Genomic DNA, 17,309 nt, shown 5'->3' on the forward strand with positions numbered 1-17,309 from the left:
TGAGTTTGTGGCTCAGCCCTTCGGTCAGCGGCCCTTGGCCGGCTTGTAGACGCCGGCATCACCATCGATGGAACCGGACTTCTTGAGGTTCGCAAGCGCGTTGGAGACGGACTGTCGTCCACGCTTGTCGGTCGCAGCCATCTGGGCGAGCAGGTCGGCTCGCTTGATGCCCTGCGGATGCTGCTTCACGATCTCGAGCACTTCCTGGCGGATACCCATTCGACGGGTGCCCGAGGATGCACTGGCGGTCTCGCCGTCTGACACGAGACGGTAGTTGAAGCCGAGTGCGTTGAGTTCTTCGACGGCCTTCTGCGCGTTTGCGAGAGCTTCGCTCTTGGCCTCCTGCAGGAGCTTGCTCCGCTCCTGGTCCAATTCTTTGATACGGTCGAGTACGCTTGCCACTGTGACCTCCACTGTGTGGGAGCGGGTTCTATAGGCATTGTACCACGCAGCGGCAAGGTGGGGGTGGCGGTTGCAATCCACCACCCCCGATCTCCTCACGAGGAGGAGATAGTCAGCGGACGTTGAGCACGAGCTTCGAGCCAGGCCATCACTTCCGACTCCCACCAAGCGACACGGTTCTGACCAAGCGTGATACGCTTCGGGAACAGATCCGCATCCTCCCAGCGCTGGAGTGTTGCGGGCGAGATGGACACCAGCGCGCAGACCTCCCGCTTCTTCAACATTCTCGACATGACGAACCTCCGGTAAGGAGGATCGTCATGACGACCCAGGGGTGACTAGCCCATGAGCACCGCGAAATTGTAGGTGGTTATTTTCTCGGGATAAACCCGTGGGGGAAATAGTGCCGGTAGAGGTAGAACACACCGGCCGCTCCGATGAGCATCATGAACAACGACGAGCCCGCTCCTGGGTCGGTCTGTTCAGGGCCGAAGCCAACGAGATATCCGAACCCCACAAACCCGATCAGAATACCAATCCACGCTAGTGCTTTCATAGTTCCCTCCCAGCAATCTTTAGTTACATGAGGGAGCGTATGAAACTCTCGTATTCTTGTACAGCCGCACGTTGCTCTTTCAGAAAATCGTGGCGCACATAGATTGCGGTGACGCCAGAGATCTGACCGGAATAGTGCGCGAGCAACGCCTCAACGATGTGGATCGGAGTACCGAGACGGGCGTGGACGGTAGCGAAGGTCCGCCGCAGATCGTGAAGCACCCAGTCGGTTACACCAGTCTGCTTGTCGAGGCGCTCTTTCGCCTTGCTCCACGAGTTGAATGAGAACTCCTGAAGGTACGGCTCGGTCACCTCGCCATACGGAATGGTGTGGACCTTTCCCTGCTTCATCACAGAAGCGGGAAAGTGGATGGTGTCGCCCTTAATCCACTCGGTATCAAAACGAGCAATCTGCCCTTTTCGCTGGCCGGTGAGGATGAGGAGTTTGACGATGTCAGAGAATGGCTTGTGCTCGTACGCCCAGAGCTTCTTTAGCTCCTCGTCCGACAGCACGCGATCGCGAATGCCATAGACGGTCCGCATGTGCTGAAACGGGTTGCGGTCGTACAAATCCTCCTTCATCGCCCAGTTGAAAAGCGCCTTGTACGCCTTCACTTCGTGAGGCGTCGCGGCGAGCGACTTGGTCACCTTCTCCAAGGAGATATCGGGGGCACGTTTCAGGACGTCCGCGTACCGCGCCACGCTCGATGGCCGGAGGCGCTCCTCGCAGTCCTCTAGGAATGCCGTGACAAGCTCTGTGAGCCGTTCTGAGCGGTTTTGGGCTGGTTTGTGGGCTAGGAGGCGCTTCGCCTCCTTCCGCGCGTCTGAGAGGCCGATTTCGGGGTAGCGGCCAATGCTCTTCAGCCGTCGCTCTGTCCCGTACATGACGATGAACGTCTTTGCCCTCGTTCCGACCGTCAGGCCAAAACCTGGGGTCTGCTCATCCCAGTACCGTTTCTGGCCAGCGGTTAGGAGCGGCAGCTTGCGGATGGCGAGGTCGGTCAAATGCAGTCGCATCTAGTCACTCTTAGTCTCAGAAATCACGTGCATATGGGTGATTTCGAGTGAGGTGGAATGACGCGATACTAGCGAGCTTTTGGCGGAAACGCTAGGATTTCGAGGTGCAATGAGATGCTATGGAGAGCCTATTCATCGGCTTAGAAGGCCGGTGCTCTATCCACTGAGCTACGGGGCCGGTCGCGAGGGGGCCATCGGGTGCAGACGCCCTCGTCGCCGGCTTTGGTAGCCGATCCGGGCGCGAATGGGTAGTCGCCATCCCCTCGGACTCCCGCTTTCGCGTGCAGCGAGCGGAGGTCGGGTTGAGCGCGCACCCCACCATGACGCCCCGTTCCGACCCTACGGATCGATCCAGCCCGTCTCGAGCGCCCTTGCCCAGTCCGGCCGGCCCCGCTCGCGGGCGAGCCGGGCCATGTCCACTGAGCGGTACGGCACCTGACGGAAGGTCACCGACCATCCGCGCGGTCCCTTGTCCAGAATGGCATAGGAGGCGTCCGGCGTTCCGGTCTGCATGATGTGCGGAACCGGATGATCGTCCTCGTAGCCCGGGCATCCGACGCTTCCCGGATTGACGATCAGCGGGCCGTCCGGAAGCCGCACTGCGCGCGGAATGTGGGTATGGGCGCACAGGACCAGCGGCTCGCCGACATCGCCTAGGGCTTCGCGGATCGTACCCCTGGCCGCCATGGTCGCGCCCGCCGGCCCGGAAACGGTCTCCAGCCAGTAGGTCGTGTCGCTCGCCGGCGTGCCGTGGCACAAGAAGACCTCGCCGGCGTAGACCATCGTCGCCGGCAGGTCGCTCAGCCAGTCCAGATGGTGCGGCTCCAGCTCGCTCCAGGCGGCCCTGTCCGAGAGGCCCATCTCCTCCGGCGCGGTTTCGGCCAGCCAGCGATCGTGATTGCCCCGGATGGTCGGCAGGTCGAGGTCCATCAGAAGATCGGCGGTAAGCCGCGCGTTGAGCGGACCGCTCAGAAGATCGCCCAGATTGACGATGTCGGAGAGGCCGTGGGCGGCGATATCCGCGAGCACCGCCTCCAGAGCCAGGTCGTTGCCATGAATGTCGGCGATTGCCGCAAACCGCATCTCTGCCATCCCTTGTCCGTGTGGACCGGCGCCGGCCAGGCCATGTGACGACAGCTTACGCGCTTTCGGTCATGGAACGGCGCGGGATATTGCCGAGGGCGCGCATTGTACGGCAGCCGCTCAGTCCGGCAGAGCCCGGGGTCCACAGGGCCAAAACCGGGGGCACGTCGCATGGCCCTGGATCCCCGCTTTCGCGGGGATGAGCGGAGATTGGGGTGGGCGCCGCAGCTTCCCTAACACGACCTGTCCGAACTGCCCCATCAGCCCGCGACCGCGGGCCGGCCGGTCAAGAGGCGCGGAGCGGAGCGACCGGGATCCTGAGAAACTCCGCCCTTGCGGAGCCGGTGCGCGTCAGCGCACTCGGCGTGAGCAAAAAAGTTCTTTCCCACGCAATCCCGGACGGAAAACCGCTGCGCACTTTTCCTGGCGTTGCTTGTCAGCGCGCGACCGCGCGCCGGCCATACTTGGCCGCGCCCGCGCAGCGGTGAGCGAAGCGAACTCGCGTGAGCGAGAAGAAACTAGTGACTCCAGGGGAAGCGGCGGTCGGCCTTGAAGTTGTCGGCGTAGGCGACGCGGCGCGGAGCGCGCTCGTGCGGCTCGTGCACGTGATAGGCGATGCCGTGCTTTTCCGCGTAGGCGATGGCGGCTTCCTTGGTCGGGAAGCGCAGATGGATCTGGCTCTTCATGTCGCGCGAGGAGGTCCAGCCCATCAGCGGATCGATGGTGCGCGGCTCTTCGGGATCGAACTCGAGAATCCAGCGATGGGTCTTGGCACGGCCCGACTGCATGGCCGTCTTGGAGGGCTTGTAGATGCGTGCGCTCATGCGATCCTCGAACGGTCGGACTGGAATGGGTCTCAAGACCTGTTTTGGCGCGCAGGGGCCGCCGCGTCCAGCCCTTATGACGCGCGCGCGATAGTCGGGGCAGCAAGATTCGAACTTGCGGTCCAATCTCGAGAAAACCGGCGTTCAGTTCGCAGAATTTTCCAGTTCGGTGCAAGCTCCAGCAAAGGTACTCGTCGAGAATCTTACAACTAGGGATCGTTCGCAATGACCCAAAAAGACGAGAAGTTTATCAGGGCAGCGCTCGTGGTGACCTACATCGAAGATCGGATTCGCCTTCTGGAAGACTTGGTCCAACGCGCCCCCCTCGGCGGTCGACGCCAACGAGACAAATTGCGCGGAGAAATTGGTGGCCTTCGGGAGGCGCTACGGATAATCGACGCGTGCGCTTGGCCCCCTGCACGACGGGAAGACATTGATAGCAGTTCATGACGGAATGCTCTCAACCGTCTCTCAGCGTAAGAGGTTCCCCGCGCAAGTCGGAACTGGACGGAACGACCCGGCAGTCAATCGCATTGTGCGGCCACGCCGCCGCATCCAGCCCTTATGACGCGCACGCGATGGTCGGGGCAGCAAGATTCGAACTTGCGACCCCCGGCTCCCAAAGCCGGTGCTCTACCAGGCTGAGCTATACCCCGACGACGCTCTTCCGATACACGGCCCGCGCAACGCGGGCAACAGGTGGGCGCTCGAATCGGGCGGTCACCCGTCCCTATTCGGCGGCCTCTACGCGGGGGTGTTCGATCCGGTCGCCGGGCTCGATGTCCAGCCGGTCCGACGTGCCGGCCAGCACTTCGAAAACGAAGCGCACCGGCTCGCCCGACGGGACGGAATCGGTCGAGAACGGCGTCGTGTCCTCGGCGATGCGGACGATGGTGCCGTCCGCCTTCGCGAAGATCATGTCCAGAGACAGCGGCGTGTTCTTCATCCAGAACGAGGCCGGCTGCTCTCGGGCGAAATCGAACAGCATGCCGTGGTCCGGCGCCATCTCCTCGCGGAACATGAGGCCCTGGGCCCGCTCCATCGGATCGTCGGCGATCTCGATCGTGAATTCGTGGCGGGCGTCGTCTGTGACGACGACCAGCGTGTCGGCTGCGGCCGCAAGGCCCGGCGCGAGGAGCGCAGCGACGAGGACGAGAACGCGCGACAGGGCGTGCATGGCAACTCCGGACATGGACCGACAGGACGCCGACACCATGCCCGCGCCCGGGCCGCCACTCAAGCCGGCCCGGCATGCGACACGGCCGTCGCCGATCACAATCGGCCGAGCGCCTCGGAGACCTTCACGCGCCGGCTCTCGGCTTCCTCGCGCCGCTCGCGCTGCTCTTCGACCACCTCTTCCGGCGCCCGCTCCACGAAGGACGGGTTGGAGAGCTTGCCGTCGATCTTCTTGATCTCGCCGGCGAGCCGGTCGAGCTCCTTCTTCAGGCGCGCGCGCTCGGCGTCGATGTCGACCACGCCGGCAAGCGGCAGGCAGACGGTGACGTCGCCGAGGATGACCTGGGCCGACTGGGGCGGCGGCGCATCGGCCTCTTCGATCGTCTCCACCCGGGCGAGCCGCTTGATGGCGGCTTCGTGGGTGGCGATCCAGCCGCGCTCGGTCTCGCCCGCGCCGACGAGCACGACCGGGATCTGGGCGCCGGCCGGCACGTTGGTCTCCGAGCGGACCGACCGGATCTGGGTGATGAGCGCGACCAGCCAGTTGATCTCGCGGGCGGCCGGATTGTCGGCAACCTTGAGATCCGGCCAGGCGGTCAGCGCCAGAAGCGCCGGACGCGAAATGCCCGCCTCCTCCGCCGTCCGCGCCCAGAGTTCCTCGGTCAGGAACGGCATGAACGGATGCAGCAGCTTGACGATCTCGTCGATGACCCAGGCCGTCACCGCCTGGAGCTCGGTCTTGGCGGGGCCGTCCTCGCCCTGGAGCGTGGGCTTGGCCAGCTCCAGGAACCAGTCGCAGAAGGTGTGCCAGGTGAACGAATAGACCGCGCCCGCGGCATCGTTGAAGCGATAGGCCTCGATCGCCTCGGTGACGGCCGCGCCGGTGCGGGCGGTCTCCACCAGGATCCACTGGGAGAGCGTCTCCTTCGCCGTCGACGGATCGAAGTCGGCGACCGGACGGCAGCCGTTCATCTCGGCGAAGCGGGCGGCGTTCCACAGCTTGGTGGTGAAGTTCCGATAGCCCTGGACGCGCGCCGGCGAGAGCTTGATGTCGCGGCCCTGGGCGGCCATGGCCGACAGGGTGAAGCGCAGCGCATCGGCCCCGAACTGGTCGATCAGGTCGATCGGGTCAATGACGTTGCCCTTGGACTTCGACATCTTGGCGCCCTTCTCGTCGCGGACGAGGGCGTGGATGTAGACCGTGTGGAACGGCGCCTGATCGGTGAAGTGCAGGCCCATCATCATCATCCGGGCGACCCAGAAGAAGATGATGTCGAAGCCGGTGACCAGCACGCTGGTCGGATAGTAGCGGGCAAGCTCCGGCGTCTGGTCCGGCCAGCCGAGCGTGGAGAACGGCCACAGCGCGGAGGAGAACCAGGTGTCGAGGACGTCCTCGTCCCGGTAGAGCGCGACCGTGTCGCCACCCGTCTCCCAGGCGGCGACGGCCTCCTGCTTGGCCATGAGGGCGATCGGTTTGCCGAACCGCGCCTCGGCGGCGGCAAGCGCCTCGGCTTCGGTCTTGGCGACGAAGGTCGCCCCGTCGGGGCCGTACCAGGCCGGGATCTGGTGGCCCCACCACAGCTGGCGCGAGACGCACCAGGGCTGGATGTTCTCCATCCACTCGAAATAGACCCGCTCCCAGTTGCCGGGAACGAAGGTGGTGTCGCCCTTGCGGACGGCTTCCATGGCGGGCTTGGCGAGCGTCGCCGCGTCGACATACCACTGGTCGGTCAGGAACGGCTCGATGACGACGCCCGAGCGGTCGCCGTGGGGGACCATGTGGACGTGATCCTCGATCCGGTCGAGAAGCTCGCGCGCCTCCATCAGCTCGACGATCGCGTCGCGCGCCTTGAAGCGGTCGGCGCCGTTGAGCGCCATGACGTTGGTGAAGTCCGGATCGGCGGCGAGGCCTTCCAGGAAGGCGTCGTTGTCGGCGAGGAAGAGCTTCGCCTCCTCGTCGAGGATGTTGATCATGCGCAGATCGTTGCGGCGGCCGACCTCGAAGTCGTTGAAGTCGTGGGCCGGGGTGATCTTGACCGCGCCCGAGCCCGTCTCCGGATCGGCATAGTCGTCGGCGACGATCGGGATGCGGCGGCCGACCAGCGGCAGCACGACGTGCCTGCCGATCAGGTCCTTGTAGCGCGGATCCTCGGGATGAACCGCGACGGCGGTGTCGCCCAGCATCGTCTCCGGCCGGGTCGTGGCGACGACGATGTAGTCGCGGGTCTCGAACTCGGTCGGCTCACCGGTTTCCTCGTCGAAGGCGACCGGCGCCTGATAGGTGGCGCCGCCCTCGATCGGGTAGCGGAAGTGCCAGAGCTTGCCCTTCACCTCGATCTGCTGGACCTCGAGGTCGGAAATCGCGGTCAGGAAGCGGGGGTCCCAGTTCACCAGCCGCTTGTCGCGGTAGATCAGGCCCTCTTCGTGCAGCTTGACGAAGACCTCCAGGACGGCGGCCGACAGGCCATCGTCCATGGTGAAGCGCTCGCGGCTCCAGTCGCAGGAGGCGCCGAGCCGGAACAGCTGGTTCTGGATGGTGCCGCCGGATTCCGCCTTCCAGGTCCAGATCCGGTCGACGAACGCCTCGCGTCCCATGGCGCGGCGGTCCGGCTCCTGGCGCTCGGCGAGCTGGCGTTCCACCACCATCTGGGTGGCGATGCCGGCATGGTCGGTGCCCGGCTGCCACAGCACGTCGCGGCCGCGCATCCGCTCGAACCGGACGAGCACGTCCTGGAGCGTGTTGTTGAGCGCATGGCCCATGTGCAGCGAGCCGGTGACGTTCGGCGGCGGGATCACGATGGTGAACGGATCGGCGCCCTCGCGCGCGCCCGCCCCGGCGCGGAAGGCACCGGCGTCGTTCCAAAGGTTGGCAATGCGCGGCTCGACCGCCGCGGCGTCGTATGTCTTGTCGAGCATGGGAATCCCGGAAATTGGCGAAACGGGCCGACCGATCCGGTGTTCAAGCCCAAACCGCCCGATGCCGTCAACCACGGCTCGCGCTATTCCGGATTCCTTTGACGATGAGACGGCATCGGACGCCTGTCTCAGGCCCGGTTTTCCTGGACCGCGGGCGCCGGGGCCGTCCGGCCGATCAGCGCGGCTTGCGGGCGACCCGGTCGATTTCCTGCTGGACCATCCGCTCCACGAGATCGGGCAGATTCTCGTCCAGCCACGCCTGCAGCATGGGTCGCAGACAGTCCTGGACCACGTCCTCCATGGTGCGGGCGGACGCCGGCGCGGCCGCAGCCGGAGTTGCCCGGGGAGCGGACTGGGCGTGCATGCTGCGGGCGAGCTCGTCAAAGGCGGAGCCGACGGAGCTGGAGCTGCGGTCCGACATCAGCCGCCGGATCTCTTCCCGGTCGGCATCGAGATCGGCACGGCGGGCGACGGGAGCCCCGAAGGCGGCGGCCGCGAACATTTCGGGCGGATCGACATAGCCGCCGCCGGTGTCCGGAGCGTTGTCCTGCCCGTCAGTCTCGTACCGCTCGGCCTCGCCGGAGAAGCCGTAGGCGTCGTCGAACCGGTCGTCGTCGGGGAACCCACCGGCTTCATAGTCCGCGTCCCACAGCGACACGGTCGGCTCCGGGTCCTCTTCTTCGAGCGCGGCGGAGAAGGCTTCCATCGCCGCCGCATCCCAGGCGGACGCCCTCGGCGCCTCCGGGAACGCTTCTCGGATGCTCTGCTCGATGAGGTCGGGCAGCATGTCCAGATCCAGGCCCGCGAGATCGTCTTCCGGCTCCGGTTCGGGCTCGGGGGTTGCCCGGGCCGTTGCGGCCGGGGCGCTCGCCCCCGGGGCAGCGGCGCCATCCGTTCCGGTGGCCGCCAGCGGCACCGCTTCGCTCACCTCGTCTTCGTCCTGCGAAATGATGCGGCGGATGGATGCAAGCAACTCATCCATCGACGGATCGTGCTTTGCTTGGGCCATGGCCATAAGCAGTTCCCCGAAATCGCGGTCGTGTCCCCCGAACAATCCGCCAGGCGCGAATCATTTCTTGGCTGTCATGATATCAGCTTCGATTCACGGGACGAGGGGAAAGCCGGCCGATCTGCAAGTCTTCGGGGGCAAAAAACAGATCTCGCCACCGAGACGGTGCCGGCCGGTCGGGACCGGGTGAACGCCACCCCCGGACGCACGAAGACCGGCGCAGCGCTCGCCGAGCCGGTCTCGCATGGTCTCCGTCGTCGGGCAGTCAGGCCCGTCAGCGGCCGTCGGGCGTCCGCAGGCCGTACCACTTGTCCTTGACGGCCTCGTAGTGCTGCGTCGGCTGATAGCGCACCACGCGCAGGCCGAGCTTCTCGACGCCGAGCTGACCGGTGGCCGACAGGAGCGCGTAGGCCGCAACCGCCTTGTTGCGCTCGGCCTGCACCAGGGTCACCTGGGCGCTGACCAGATCGCGCTGGGCGTTCAGGACGTCCAGGGTCGTCCGCTGTCCGACGCGCTGCTCCTCGATCACGCCCTGGAGGGCGAGCTGCTGGGCGAACACGCCGGTCCGGGCCGCCTGGATCGAGGCGACCGACGACTGGTACTGCGACCACGAAGCGACCACGTTCTGCCGCACCCGGTCGCGCAGCAGGTCGACCTGAATGCGGGAATAGCCGAGGTCTTCCTTGGCCTGCCGGACCTGCGCCGACACCCGGCCACCCTGATAGATCGGGATGTCCACGTTCAGCGAGACCTGCGCGGAATCCTGATAGTCCGCATTGCCGGTGTCGTAGGTGCGGCCCGCCTGACCGGTCACCGAGACCTCCGGCAGGAACTGGCCCGAAAGCGCCTTCACGTTGAACAGCGCGACGTCGACATTGTGCACGGCCGACTGGATCGCCGGATGGGCGTCCTGGGCGGTGGCCAGCGAGCCGTTGAGCGACGGCGGCAGCTTGGGCGCCAAGTTCAGGTTGTCGACCAGATCGCGCGCTTCCAGCCCGGTGATCTGGCGGTAGGTCGCCTTGCTGGAGGCGAGGCTCGCTTCGGCGAAATTCAGATCGGACACGGCTTCCGCGTACCGGGCTTCCGCCTGGCTGACGTCGGTGCGGGTGCCCTCGCCGACTTCCAGCCGATCCTTGGACGCCTTCACCTGCTCGTCGAGGAACGACACGTCGCTCTGGCGCAGCCGAACGATCGAGGCGTTCTGGATCACGTCCTGGAACGCGGTGGCGGCATCAAGAAGGACCGCCTGCTCGGTGTCGCGCAGGAGCTCACGCTGGGCCCGCACGGCCGATTTGGCCTGCAGAACGGTGTTCTTCGTCTGGAACCCGGTGAAGATCGGCTGGGTGAAGCTCATCCCGACCGTGAGCGGGTTGTTCGCTCCGCTCGTGTTGAACCGCTGACCCGTGCTCGCCGCGGTCACGCCGTTGAGCGACGTGTACTGGGACGATGCCGAGAGGTTCGCGAACACCTGCGGCCGGATGGCCGACTTGGCGATCGCGACGTTCTCGTCGATCGAGCGCAGCTGAGCCCGCGCCTGGTTCAATTGCGGATTGTTCGAATAAGCCGAAGACAACGAATCGGTCATCGTCTGAGCGGCAGCCGGGCCAGACACCAGGCTGATCCCAAACAACGCCCAAGCCAGCAGCCCCAGCGAAGAACGTGGCGATCCTGTACGCAACAAGCCCCCCTTTTCAGGAACGTCGTTCCTGGAAGCGGTATTTAACGGACCATTAAGGGATTGGTGTAGCCCCGATTCCCTCAAACGTTAATCCGCAAGCGCCGATTCAGAGTCCTTCGGCGACGCCCTGAGGCAATTCGGCAACAGCACGCAGCGGTTTCCGCCGGGCCTGTCGGAGCGGAGGACCAGGCGCGGCGCGGGACGCACGGCACCCTCCCGCCGGCCGACATGGCCGACCGCCGCAGGAGGCCTGAAAACCCTGGTGAACGTAAGGTCTAGAAGGTGAATTCCGGCTTTTTCTCGAAGCCGGGAAGGATCGGCGCGGCGGCATTGAAGGACGGCCAGTGGCCGGTGCGGTCGCCGCTTCGACGGTAGACCGTGGCCATGGCCGACAGGCCGCGCCCGACCACCGCAACGAGCCGTCCGCCGTCCTTGAGCTGGTCGAACAGCGGATCCAGCCCGGTTTCCACCGCGCCGTCGACGACGATCACGTCGTAGGGGCTTTCCGCCGGCCAGCCGGCTTCCAGCGGCCCGGTGACCACGGCGGCGTTCTCGATGCCGAGTTCGGTCAGGTTCTCCCCGGCTTCCGCGCCGAGAGCCTCGTCGCACTCCAGCCCGACGACGGCATCGGCGAGCCGTCCGAGCACGGCGCAGGGGTAGCCGGTGCCCGCGCCCACGACGAGCACCAGGTCACCGGACTCGATCTCGGCGATCTGGAGCATCTTGGCGAAGACCGCCGGGCGGGTGAGATAGCGGCCGAGCTTGCCCGGCTCGGGATCGGTGATCGCAACCGGCTCGTCCAGATAGGCGAGCGATCGCCGCGCCTGAGGCAGAAAGGCCTCGCGCGGGATTTCGTTCATCGCCCCCTGAATGCGGTAGTCCGTGACATCGAACGTCCGCAGCTGGTTTTCGACCATTCGGGTGCGCAAGGTGGCGAAGTCGACCATGATCAACCGTCCGCGGTCTAGAAGAGATCCAATGCCATTGCCTTAGCGGGGCGGCCCGGCGGAGGCAAGCCAAGCGTGGGACGCAGAGGCCACGAGGATGACGAAAGGGTCCCCGGATCAGCGTGTTGCCTGACCCGGCACGCCCTCCACCCACCGGCTTTCCTTCAGGCTCAGGCCGCACTGCCCGTCGGAGATGCCGTGGCGCTCGGCGTAGGCTGCCACCCGGTCCAGGTAGTCCGGCTCGAACGGGCCGGCGAGCGTCCAGCCGACCGGCGTGAAGGTCGCCATCCCGTTCACCGTGGGAAGCCTGAGATAGGACCCGAGCAGCATGGCGTCGACGCCGTGGGAATAGTAGCGGTCCATCGCCTCGTTGCCGAAAGGCCCGACGCGCGGCTCGTAGACATAGAAGCTGCGACACCCCTCCGGCGGCTCCGGCACGCTTTCCAGGAATGCCTGCTCGGCATGCCGGTCGAGTCGCAGCGTGCTCTCGTCGTGGCCCTGCTCCAGAAGGATGAAGACCGCGACCGCGACCGCAGCCAGCGCCGGCACCCATCCGCGGCGCGCGGCCGCATCCAGGCCGTAGGCCGTGACAAGCGCCACGACCGGCCCGGCGAAGAGCAGGAAGCGCACCGGCAGCCGGATCGCCGAGCCGCCGGGGATCGCGACGAACAGCGGCTGGAACAGGGCGAAGCCGCCGATCCTGACGGCGCAAAGTCCGAGGACCACGGCGCCGGCCGCCAGACCAAGGGCCAGAACGCGCCGATCGGCGCCGGCACCGTCGACCGTGGGGCGATCGCGGCGGCAGGCGATCACGAGCCAGACCGTGCAGAGAAGGAACGCGGCGAGAAAGACCGGCGAGAAGCCATAAGGATCGTTGGGATTCGCCGTCTCCGACAGGCCCATCAGCGGCCCCATGAGGTCGCCCCAGATCCAGTTGCTGCCGCCGACATTGATGAGTTCGATGACCGGGCGCGCGCCATGCCACATGCCGGAGACGCTGTGGCCGCTGTGACCGGACTGGCTGTAGAGCGCGAACACGGCGACGGCGGCCACGGCGAACCCCGCCGCCAGCACGATGAGCGCCGGTGAAGGCCGCCGAAGGGCCTGCCAGACACGCCCCCGAAGCGCCGGATCCGCGATCATGGCGGTTGCCATCACCACCAGCGTGAACAGCACGAACGCGAACAGCGAATAGAAGGACGTCATCGCCCAGACGAAGAAGAAGACGACGGCGCCCACTGCGGCAAGCATCGTGCCCGTGCTGCGCGGCGACCGGCCGCCGCTCGACGTCAGCCCGAGAAAGAGGGGCCAGACCAGCAGGATGCCGATCGGGAAGAACGCGGCGAAGAGAAGCTGGGCGTGCACCGACCGGATCGTCAGGGAATTTGCCAGCAAAGCCACCAGCGCCGCGAACAGAGCGAAGACGATGGACACGCCCAGGAGCCGGCGCGCGACGGCATAGGCTCCGACGAAGCCGATCGAACAGATGACGGCGTTGCTGATCTCGTAGCTGACGAACGGATCGAAGCCCACGGCGCGCGGCACCGCGTAGATCAGGCCGGCGACCACCAGACCGTCGCCGAAGCTCAACGTGTACGGATAGGGGTAGAAGTAGGGCGGCGAGAGGGGCGAATGGTCTCCGGAGACCACACCGAACCAGTGCTCCAGCACCGCGATGTAGATGCGGCCGTCGTACAGGTCCCCGCTGACCCGCGGCAGCCCCGCCTGAAGGGCGTTCCCATAGAGCAGCGCGAGCCCGGCCAGCAGAACGACTGCAACGAGAATGATTTCGAGCACCGGGCGGCGGGGCTGCGCCTCAGACATTCAAAGCAGTCCTCGATTGCTGAAAGGGACGCCTATTTCGCCCGTTGCGATCCGGCAATCAAGCCGGTACGGCCTCGCTGCGCGCCCGGCTGCCGCTCGACCGGCCCGCTCCCGGTATTTCGTCATCTGCTCGCCGTCCCTGGTGTCCGTCGGGTTCGTCGCGAGACGCCGGCGGATGGAATATGCGCGCGGTTGCGGATCGGAATTCCGGCTGCGACGTTTCCGGCATGCGTTTTCACCTCGCCCCTCAATCCGAAAGTCGACGCCCCAGATGAAGTCGCTCCATATCAGCCATCACACGCGCTACGCCTACGACCAGCCGGTCACGTTCGGCCGCCACCGGCTGATGCTGCGGCCGCGGGACGGCCACGACATGCGCATCCTCAGCTCCAGCCTGATCGTGGAGCCGGAAGCTCAGGTGCGCTGGGCCTACGACACGTTCGGCAACTCCATCGCCCTGCTCGATTTCGCCGAGCCGGCCTCGCGCCTCGTGGTGAAGAGCGAGCTGTATCTGGAGCGCTACGGTCTGGAGGACGCCGACCGGACCTTCGAGCCCCACGCCATCACCTATCCGTTCTCCTACGATTCCGACGAACGTATCGATCTGGCCCCCCTCCTCCTCATCCAGTGTCCGGAGGACCGGCCGATCGTGTCGCAATGGCTGGAAGGGGTGATGCCCGAGGTGCCCGACAACACCTTCACCGTGCTGGACCTGCTCTCCAGCGCGATCCACGACGGGATGGAGTACCGCCGCCGTGACGAGGAAGGCGTCCAGACGCCGGCCGAGACGATCACGGGGGCGAGCGGCACCTGCCGGGACTTCGCGTTCCTGTTCATGGAGGCCGCCCGCGACCTGGGCTTCGCGACCCGGTTCGTCACCGGCTATCTCTACGATCAGGCGACGGACGAGAATCCCGGCCTGACCGGCGGCGGCGCCACCCACGCCTGGGCGGAAGTGTTCATTCCCGGCGTCGGCTGGGTCGAGTTCGACCCGACCAACGAGATCGTCGCCGGCAACGAGCTGGTGCGGGTGGCGACCACGCGCACGCCGGAACAGGCCCAGCCGGTGGGCGGGTCCTTCTCCGGCGGCGCGTTCCTCGGCATGGAGATCGAAGTGGCCGTCACCAGCGGCGAATAGGCCGGCGCATCGGTGACGGATCGCCGGTGCGGCTCAGCGGTGCTCGCCGGAGGGCAGATAGGGCCGCAGCGCGTGGGCAAGTTTTGCCGGCGTCAGCGACTGCAGCCAGACGCGGCCCGGCCCGGCGAGGCGCACCAGGAACAGGCCGTCGCCGCCGAACATGATGTTGCGGACGCCCCGGATCGTGGTGATGTCGAAGGACACCCGCTCCTCGAACATGCCGACATGGCCGGGATGGACGAGCAGTTCCTGGCCGGCCTCCAGATCGTAGCTGACGATTTCGCCGCCGAGTTCGACGAAGGCCGTGCCGGTGCCGCTGAGGCGCTGCAGCACGAACCCTTCTCCCCCGAAAAGTCCCGCCCCGAGCGACTGCTGGAAGCCCATGGCGACGGACAGGCCGTGGCTGCCGGCCAGAAAACCGTGGCGATGGACCACAAGGCCCCGGCCATCGGCGATCTTCTCCTCGACGATGTTGCCGGGCACCGTCGCGGCGAAGGCGACCATGGCTTCGCTGCGCTCGGCCGTGAACTCGGTCATGAACAGGCCGCCGCCGGAGATCGCCCGGCCGAGCGCCCCGAACAGGCCGCTGGACCCGCCGGTCGCCGCAGTGGTGTGCATGCCGACGTTCGGTGTCATCCAGGACAGACGGTCCGGTTCGGCGAGGATCTTTTCGCCAGGTTCAAGCGTGAGGGTGAGGACGGGAAGGGTCGAGCCGGTGATCTCGCTGCGCATGCGTGCCTCCTGTTCACTCCGGAGCCCTTTCCGATCCTCCGGACGGGTCCGGCCGGGCGGAGAGGCTCTGGAAGCGGCAAACGAAACAAAGAGGTCGCCGACGCCCCCAGTCTCGCCCCGACAACCCGTCGGACAGAAGCAGCATCCGCGGGCGCCGACAACCGGAATTGCGCGGCATGCGGCGGCCGGCTGTCCCGGCCAGCCGGGACGGCGAACGCGCTCGAGCGGACAGGAGGCTAGGCGACGTCGGCCGGGAGGTCCGGGATATCGACGACCCTTCCGCGCGGAATGTCGCGGCTACGGTCGTACATCGGCAGGGCGCACGTCTTTCCCGGCCGGTCCGACCCGTCGAGGCACGCCACGTCGAGGGCCGTTCCAGGACCGAGATCCGGTTCGTCGAGCCGCACGATCGCCACGCCGCACGCCAGAAACGGCGACCAGGCGGAGGAACACACCCGCCCGGCCGGGACGCCGTGGCGGCTCAACCGGTCGCCGAGACGCGCCACGCCGCCGGGGACGCGAAGTCCCCAGGTCCGGCATCTGCGATCGGCGTTCTCAAGGGCCGTCTTGCCGACGAAGTCCGGCTTGTCGAAATCGACCATGGCGCCCAACCCGGCCGCGAACGGCGTGACCGTCGCGTCGAAATCGGAGCCGGCATTCAAAAGCCCGGCCTCGATCCGGCGCGCGCCGCCGATCGCCACGGGACGCAGGCCCGCTTCCCGTCCCGCCTCCAGGATGCGGTCTCCCACGGCGCCGGCGTCGATTTCAGGTCCGAGATAGATCTCCCAGCCGAGTTCGTTGGTGTAGCCGGAGCGCGTGACGACGACCTCCTGACCGGCGATCGTCACCCATGCGGCATCGAAATAGCGGAACGGATCGGGATAGGCGCCATCGACGGCGGCCTCGAGGATGCGGAGCGAGTCCGGCCCCTGCACCTGGCTGATCCAGACGCCCGGATCGCGGATGTCGACGTCCAATCCCCGCCCGAGGGCCATGAGCCAGAGGCTGAGGTCGCCGTCCGCCTGCCCGTACCAGAACCGATCCTCCGCAAGGCGAACCAGCACCCCGTCGAGGAGCAGCCCGCCCCGGTCGTCGCAGGCGATCTGGTAGCTGCAGCGGCCGACCCGGTTGCGGGAAATGTCGCGGGTGAAGGCGAGGTTCAGGAGCCGTTCGGCGTCGGGGCCGCGGATCTCGATGGGCAGCTCCGCCGTATGGCGGAGGATCGCCTGGCGCCGAAGCATCCAGTACGCCTCATCGACGGTCGAGAACGCCATGCTCATCGCCGTCAGGCGGCGGTTGTAGACGGTGTACTGAGGCCGGTAGGGGAGCTCCTGGTGCACCAGCGGGTGCGCCGCCATGGTGAGCCCGAATTCCGATTGCGCGCCGCCATCGTCCAGCGGAAGGACGGCGAAGAGAAGATCGGGGTGGGGATCTGACATGCGACCCTCGATCGGTTGGGCGGGCTCGGCTTCCCCCAGACCGTTCCGGCCCTTTGCCAGTCTCATCAGTATTGCCCGGCGGATTCAACCCCAGCGGGCGGACCAACCGACGCCGCCGCGGAGCGCTGCCCGTGACCGGGCCACCGTCGCGCACAAAAAAATCCGCCCGGCGAATGGCCGGGCGGATCGGAAACTGCTTCCCTGCGCAACTCTGCGCGGGATCAGGAAAATCTGGCGCGGATCCACTCCTGCGTGGCGCGCGAGACATGCGCCCACCGGGTTTCGGAGACCTGTCCGTGGCGATAGCGGCGGCGGCAATACAGCGCCCGGCCGAGCATCAGTTCATTCAGCATGGCAAACCTCCCTTTCACGCAAACTGCACTCGGGAGTAGAATGCACTCAGTACGTTTAAGTTCAATAAAAAAACGCAAAATGTGCGGATTTTTTTTCATCACGCATGCGTGAGAGAGCGCCGGACCATGCAGACCCGCCCCGGAAGGTGACCGAACAGGCCCGGACGGCAAGATCCGGAGCCGCCGCGCGCGCCTGCTCCGGTCAGGCCGGAGGCG

At 66.4% G+C, this 17,309-nt stretch carries 15 protein-coding genes and 1 tRNA gene; 1 reads left to right on the plus strand and 15 read right to left on the minus strand.

Annotated elements, in window-relative coordinates:
- Positions 1-24: 24 nt before the first annotated feature.
- The 12 genes from J2S73_RS14405 to J2S73_RS14460 all read right to left on the minus strand — a co-directional run bounded on the left by J2S73_RS14405 (position 25) and on the right by J2S73_RS14460 (position 13,431).
- Positions 25-402: a hypothetical protein gene (locus J2S73_RS14405; RefSeq protein ID WP_306886244.1), complete on the minus strand. Its 378-nt coding sequence runs from the start codon at positions 400-402 to the stop codon at positions 25-27.
- A 95-nt stretch (positions 403-497) separates the two neighbouring features.
- Positions 498-695 (minus strand): helix-turn-helix transcriptional regulator, encoded by a 198-nt coding sequence (locus J2S73_RS14410; protein ID WP_306886245.1) that lies wholly within the window; start codon positions 693-695, stop codon positions 498-500.
- Positions 696-981: 286 nt separating this feature from the next.
- Positions 982-1,962, minus strand: a complete 981-nt coding sequence (locus tag J2S73_RS14415; RefSeq protein ID WP_306886246.1) for a tyrosine-type recombinase/integrase — start codon at positions 1,960-1,962, stop codon at positions 982-984.
- A 351-nt stretch (positions 1,963-2,313) separates the two neighbouring features.
- Positions 2,314-3,057, minus strand: a complete 744-nt coding sequence (locus J2S73_RS14420; protein ID WP_306886247.1) for a metallophosphoesterase family protein — start codon at positions 3,055-3,057, stop codon at positions 2,314-2,316.
- A 518-nt stretch (positions 3,058-3,575) separates the two neighbouring features.
- On the minus strand, positions 3,576-3,881 hold the full coding sequence (locus tag J2S73_RS14425) for an ETC complex I subunit (protein WP_306886248.1): 306 nt from the start codon (positions 3,879-3,881) through the stop codon (positions 3,576-3,578).
- A gap of 579 nt (positions 3,882-4,460) precedes the next feature.
- A tRNA-Pro gene (locus J2S73_RS14430) sits at positions 4,461-4,537 on the minus strand.
- Positions 4,538-4,611: 74 nt separating this feature from the next.
- Positions 4,612-5,058, minus strand: coding sequence for a DUF192 domain-containing protein (locus tag J2S73_RS14435; RefSeq protein ID WP_306886249.1), 447 nt, complete (start codon positions 5,056-5,058; stop codon positions 4,612-4,614).
- A gap of 95 nt (positions 5,059-5,153) precedes the next feature.
- Positions 5,154-7,973, minus strand: a complete 2,820-nt coding sequence (locus J2S73_RS14440) for a valine--tRNA ligase (protein ID WP_306886250.1) — start codon at positions 7,971-7,973, stop codon at positions 5,154-5,156.
- Positions 7,974-8,148: 175 nt separating this feature from the next.
- Positions 8,149-8,955: a DUF2497 domain-containing protein gene (locus J2S73_RS14445; protein WP_306886251.1), complete on the minus strand. Its 807-nt coding sequence runs from the start codon at positions 8,953-8,955 to the stop codon at positions 8,149-8,151.
- A 301-nt stretch (positions 8,956-9,256) separates the two neighbouring features.
- Entirely contained in the window at positions 9,257-10,567 is a 1,311-nt protein-coding gene (locus tag J2S73_RS14450; protein ID WP_306886252.1) for a TolC family outer membrane protein, read from the minus strand.
- A 368-nt stretch (positions 10,568-10,935) separates the two neighbouring features.
- Positions 10,936-11,607, minus strand: a complete 672-nt coding sequence (locus J2S73_RS14455; RefSeq protein WP_306886253.1) for a protein-L-isoaspartate O-methyltransferase family protein — start codon at positions 11,605-11,607, stop codon at positions 10,936-10,938.
- Between the two features lie 117 nt (positions 11,608-11,724).
- The gene (locus J2S73_RS14460) at positions 11,725-13,431 is read right to left on the minus strand and encodes a hypothetical protein (protein ID WP_306886254.1); all 1,707 of its coding nucleotides are present in this window, start codon (positions 13,429-13,431) and stop codon (positions 11,725-11,727) included.
- Positions 13,432-13,702: 271 nt separating this feature from the next.
- On the opposite strand from J2S73_RS14460, the gene J2S73_RS14465 reads away from it, so the two are divergent.
- Positions 13,703-14,569 (plus strand): transglutaminase family protein, encoded by an 867-nt coding sequence (locus J2S73_RS14465; RefSeq protein ID WP_306886255.1) that lies wholly within the window; start codon positions 13,703-13,705, stop codon positions 14,567-14,569.
- A 33-nt stretch (positions 14,570-14,602) separates the two neighbouring features.
- On the opposite strand, the gene J2S73_RS14470 is transcribed toward J2S73_RS14465, so the two are convergent.
- The 3 genes from J2S73_RS14470 to J2S73_RS14480 all read right to left on the minus strand — a co-directional run bounded on the left by J2S73_RS14470 (position 14,603) and on the right by J2S73_RS14480 (position 17,093).
- Positions 14,603-15,301, minus strand: coding sequence for a TIGR00266 family protein (locus J2S73_RS14470; RefSeq protein ID WP_306886256.1), 699 nt, complete (start codon positions 15,299-15,301; stop codon positions 14,603-14,605).
- Positions 15,302-15,537: 236 nt separating this feature from the next.
- Positions 15,538-16,740, minus strand: coding sequence for an aminomethyl transferase family protein (locus tag J2S73_RS14475; RefSeq protein WP_306886257.1), 1,203 nt, complete (start codon positions 16,738-16,740; stop codon positions 15,538-15,540).
- A gap of 221 nt (positions 16,741-16,961) precedes the next feature.
- A complete protein-coding gene (locus tag J2S73_RS14480; RefSeq protein WP_306886258.1) occupies positions 16,962-17,093 on the minus strand; it encodes a hypothetical protein in 132 nt (43 codons plus the stop codon).
- Between the last annotated feature and the right edge of the window lie 216 nt (positions 17,094-17,309).

This window comes from Amorphus orientalis, from assembly GCF_030814015.1.
GTDB lineage: Bacteria > Pseudomonadota > Alphaproteobacteria > Rhizobiales > Amorphaceae > Amorphus > Amorphus orientalis.

Coding starts and splice junctions, on each gene's coding strand:
- J2S73_RS14410 (WP_306886245.1), bottom strand. CDS start 695: ATGTCGAGAATGTTGAAGAAGCGGGAGGTCTGCGCGCTGGTGTCCATC.
- J2S73_RS14420 (WP_306886247.1), bottom strand. CDS start 3,057: ATGCGGTTTGCGGCAATCGCCGACATTCATGGCAACGACCTGGCTCTG.
- J2S73_RS14425 (WP_306886248.1), bottom strand. CDS start 3,881: ATGAGCGCACGCATCTACAAGCCCTCCAAGACGGCCATGCAGTCGGGC.
- J2S73_RS14435 (WP_306886249.1), bottom strand. CDS start 5,058: ATGCACGCCCTGTCGCGCGTTCTCGTCCTCGTCGCTGCGCTCCTCGCG.
- J2S73_RS14440 (WP_306886250.1), bottom strand. CDS start 7,973: ATGCTCGACAAGACATACGACGCCGCGGCGGTCGAGCCGCGCATTGCC.
- J2S73_RS14445 (WP_306886251.1), bottom strand. CDS start 8,955: ATGGATGAGTTGCTTGCATCCATCCGCCGCATCATTTCGCAGGACGAA.
- J2S73_RS14450 (WP_306886252.1), bottom strand. CDS start 10,567: ATGACCGATTCGTTGTCTTCGGCTTATTCGAACAATCCGCAATTGAAC.
- J2S73_RS14455 (WP_306886253.1), bottom strand. CDS start 11,607: ATGGTCGACTTCGCCACCTTGCGCACCCGAATGGTCGAAAACCAGCTG.
- J2S73_RS14460 (WP_306886254.1), bottom strand. CDS start 13,431: ATGTCTGAGGCGCAGCCCCGCCGCCCGGTGCTCGAAATCATTCTCGTT.
- J2S73_RS14465 (WP_306886255.1), top strand. CDS start 13,703: ATGAAGTCGCTCCATATCAGCCATCACACGCGCTACGCCTACGACCAG.
- J2S73_RS14470 (WP_306886256.1), bottom strand. CDS start 15,301: ATGCGCAGCGAGATCACCGGCTCGACCCTTCCCGTCCTCACCCTCACG.
- J2S73_RS14475 (WP_306886257.1), bottom strand. CDS start 16,740: ATGTCAGATCCCCACCCCGATCTTCTCTTCGCCGTCCTTCCGCTGGAC.
- J2S73_RS14480 (WP_306886258.1), bottom strand. CDS start 17,093: ATGCTGAATGAACTGATGCTCGGCCGGGCGCTGTATTGCCGCCGCCGC.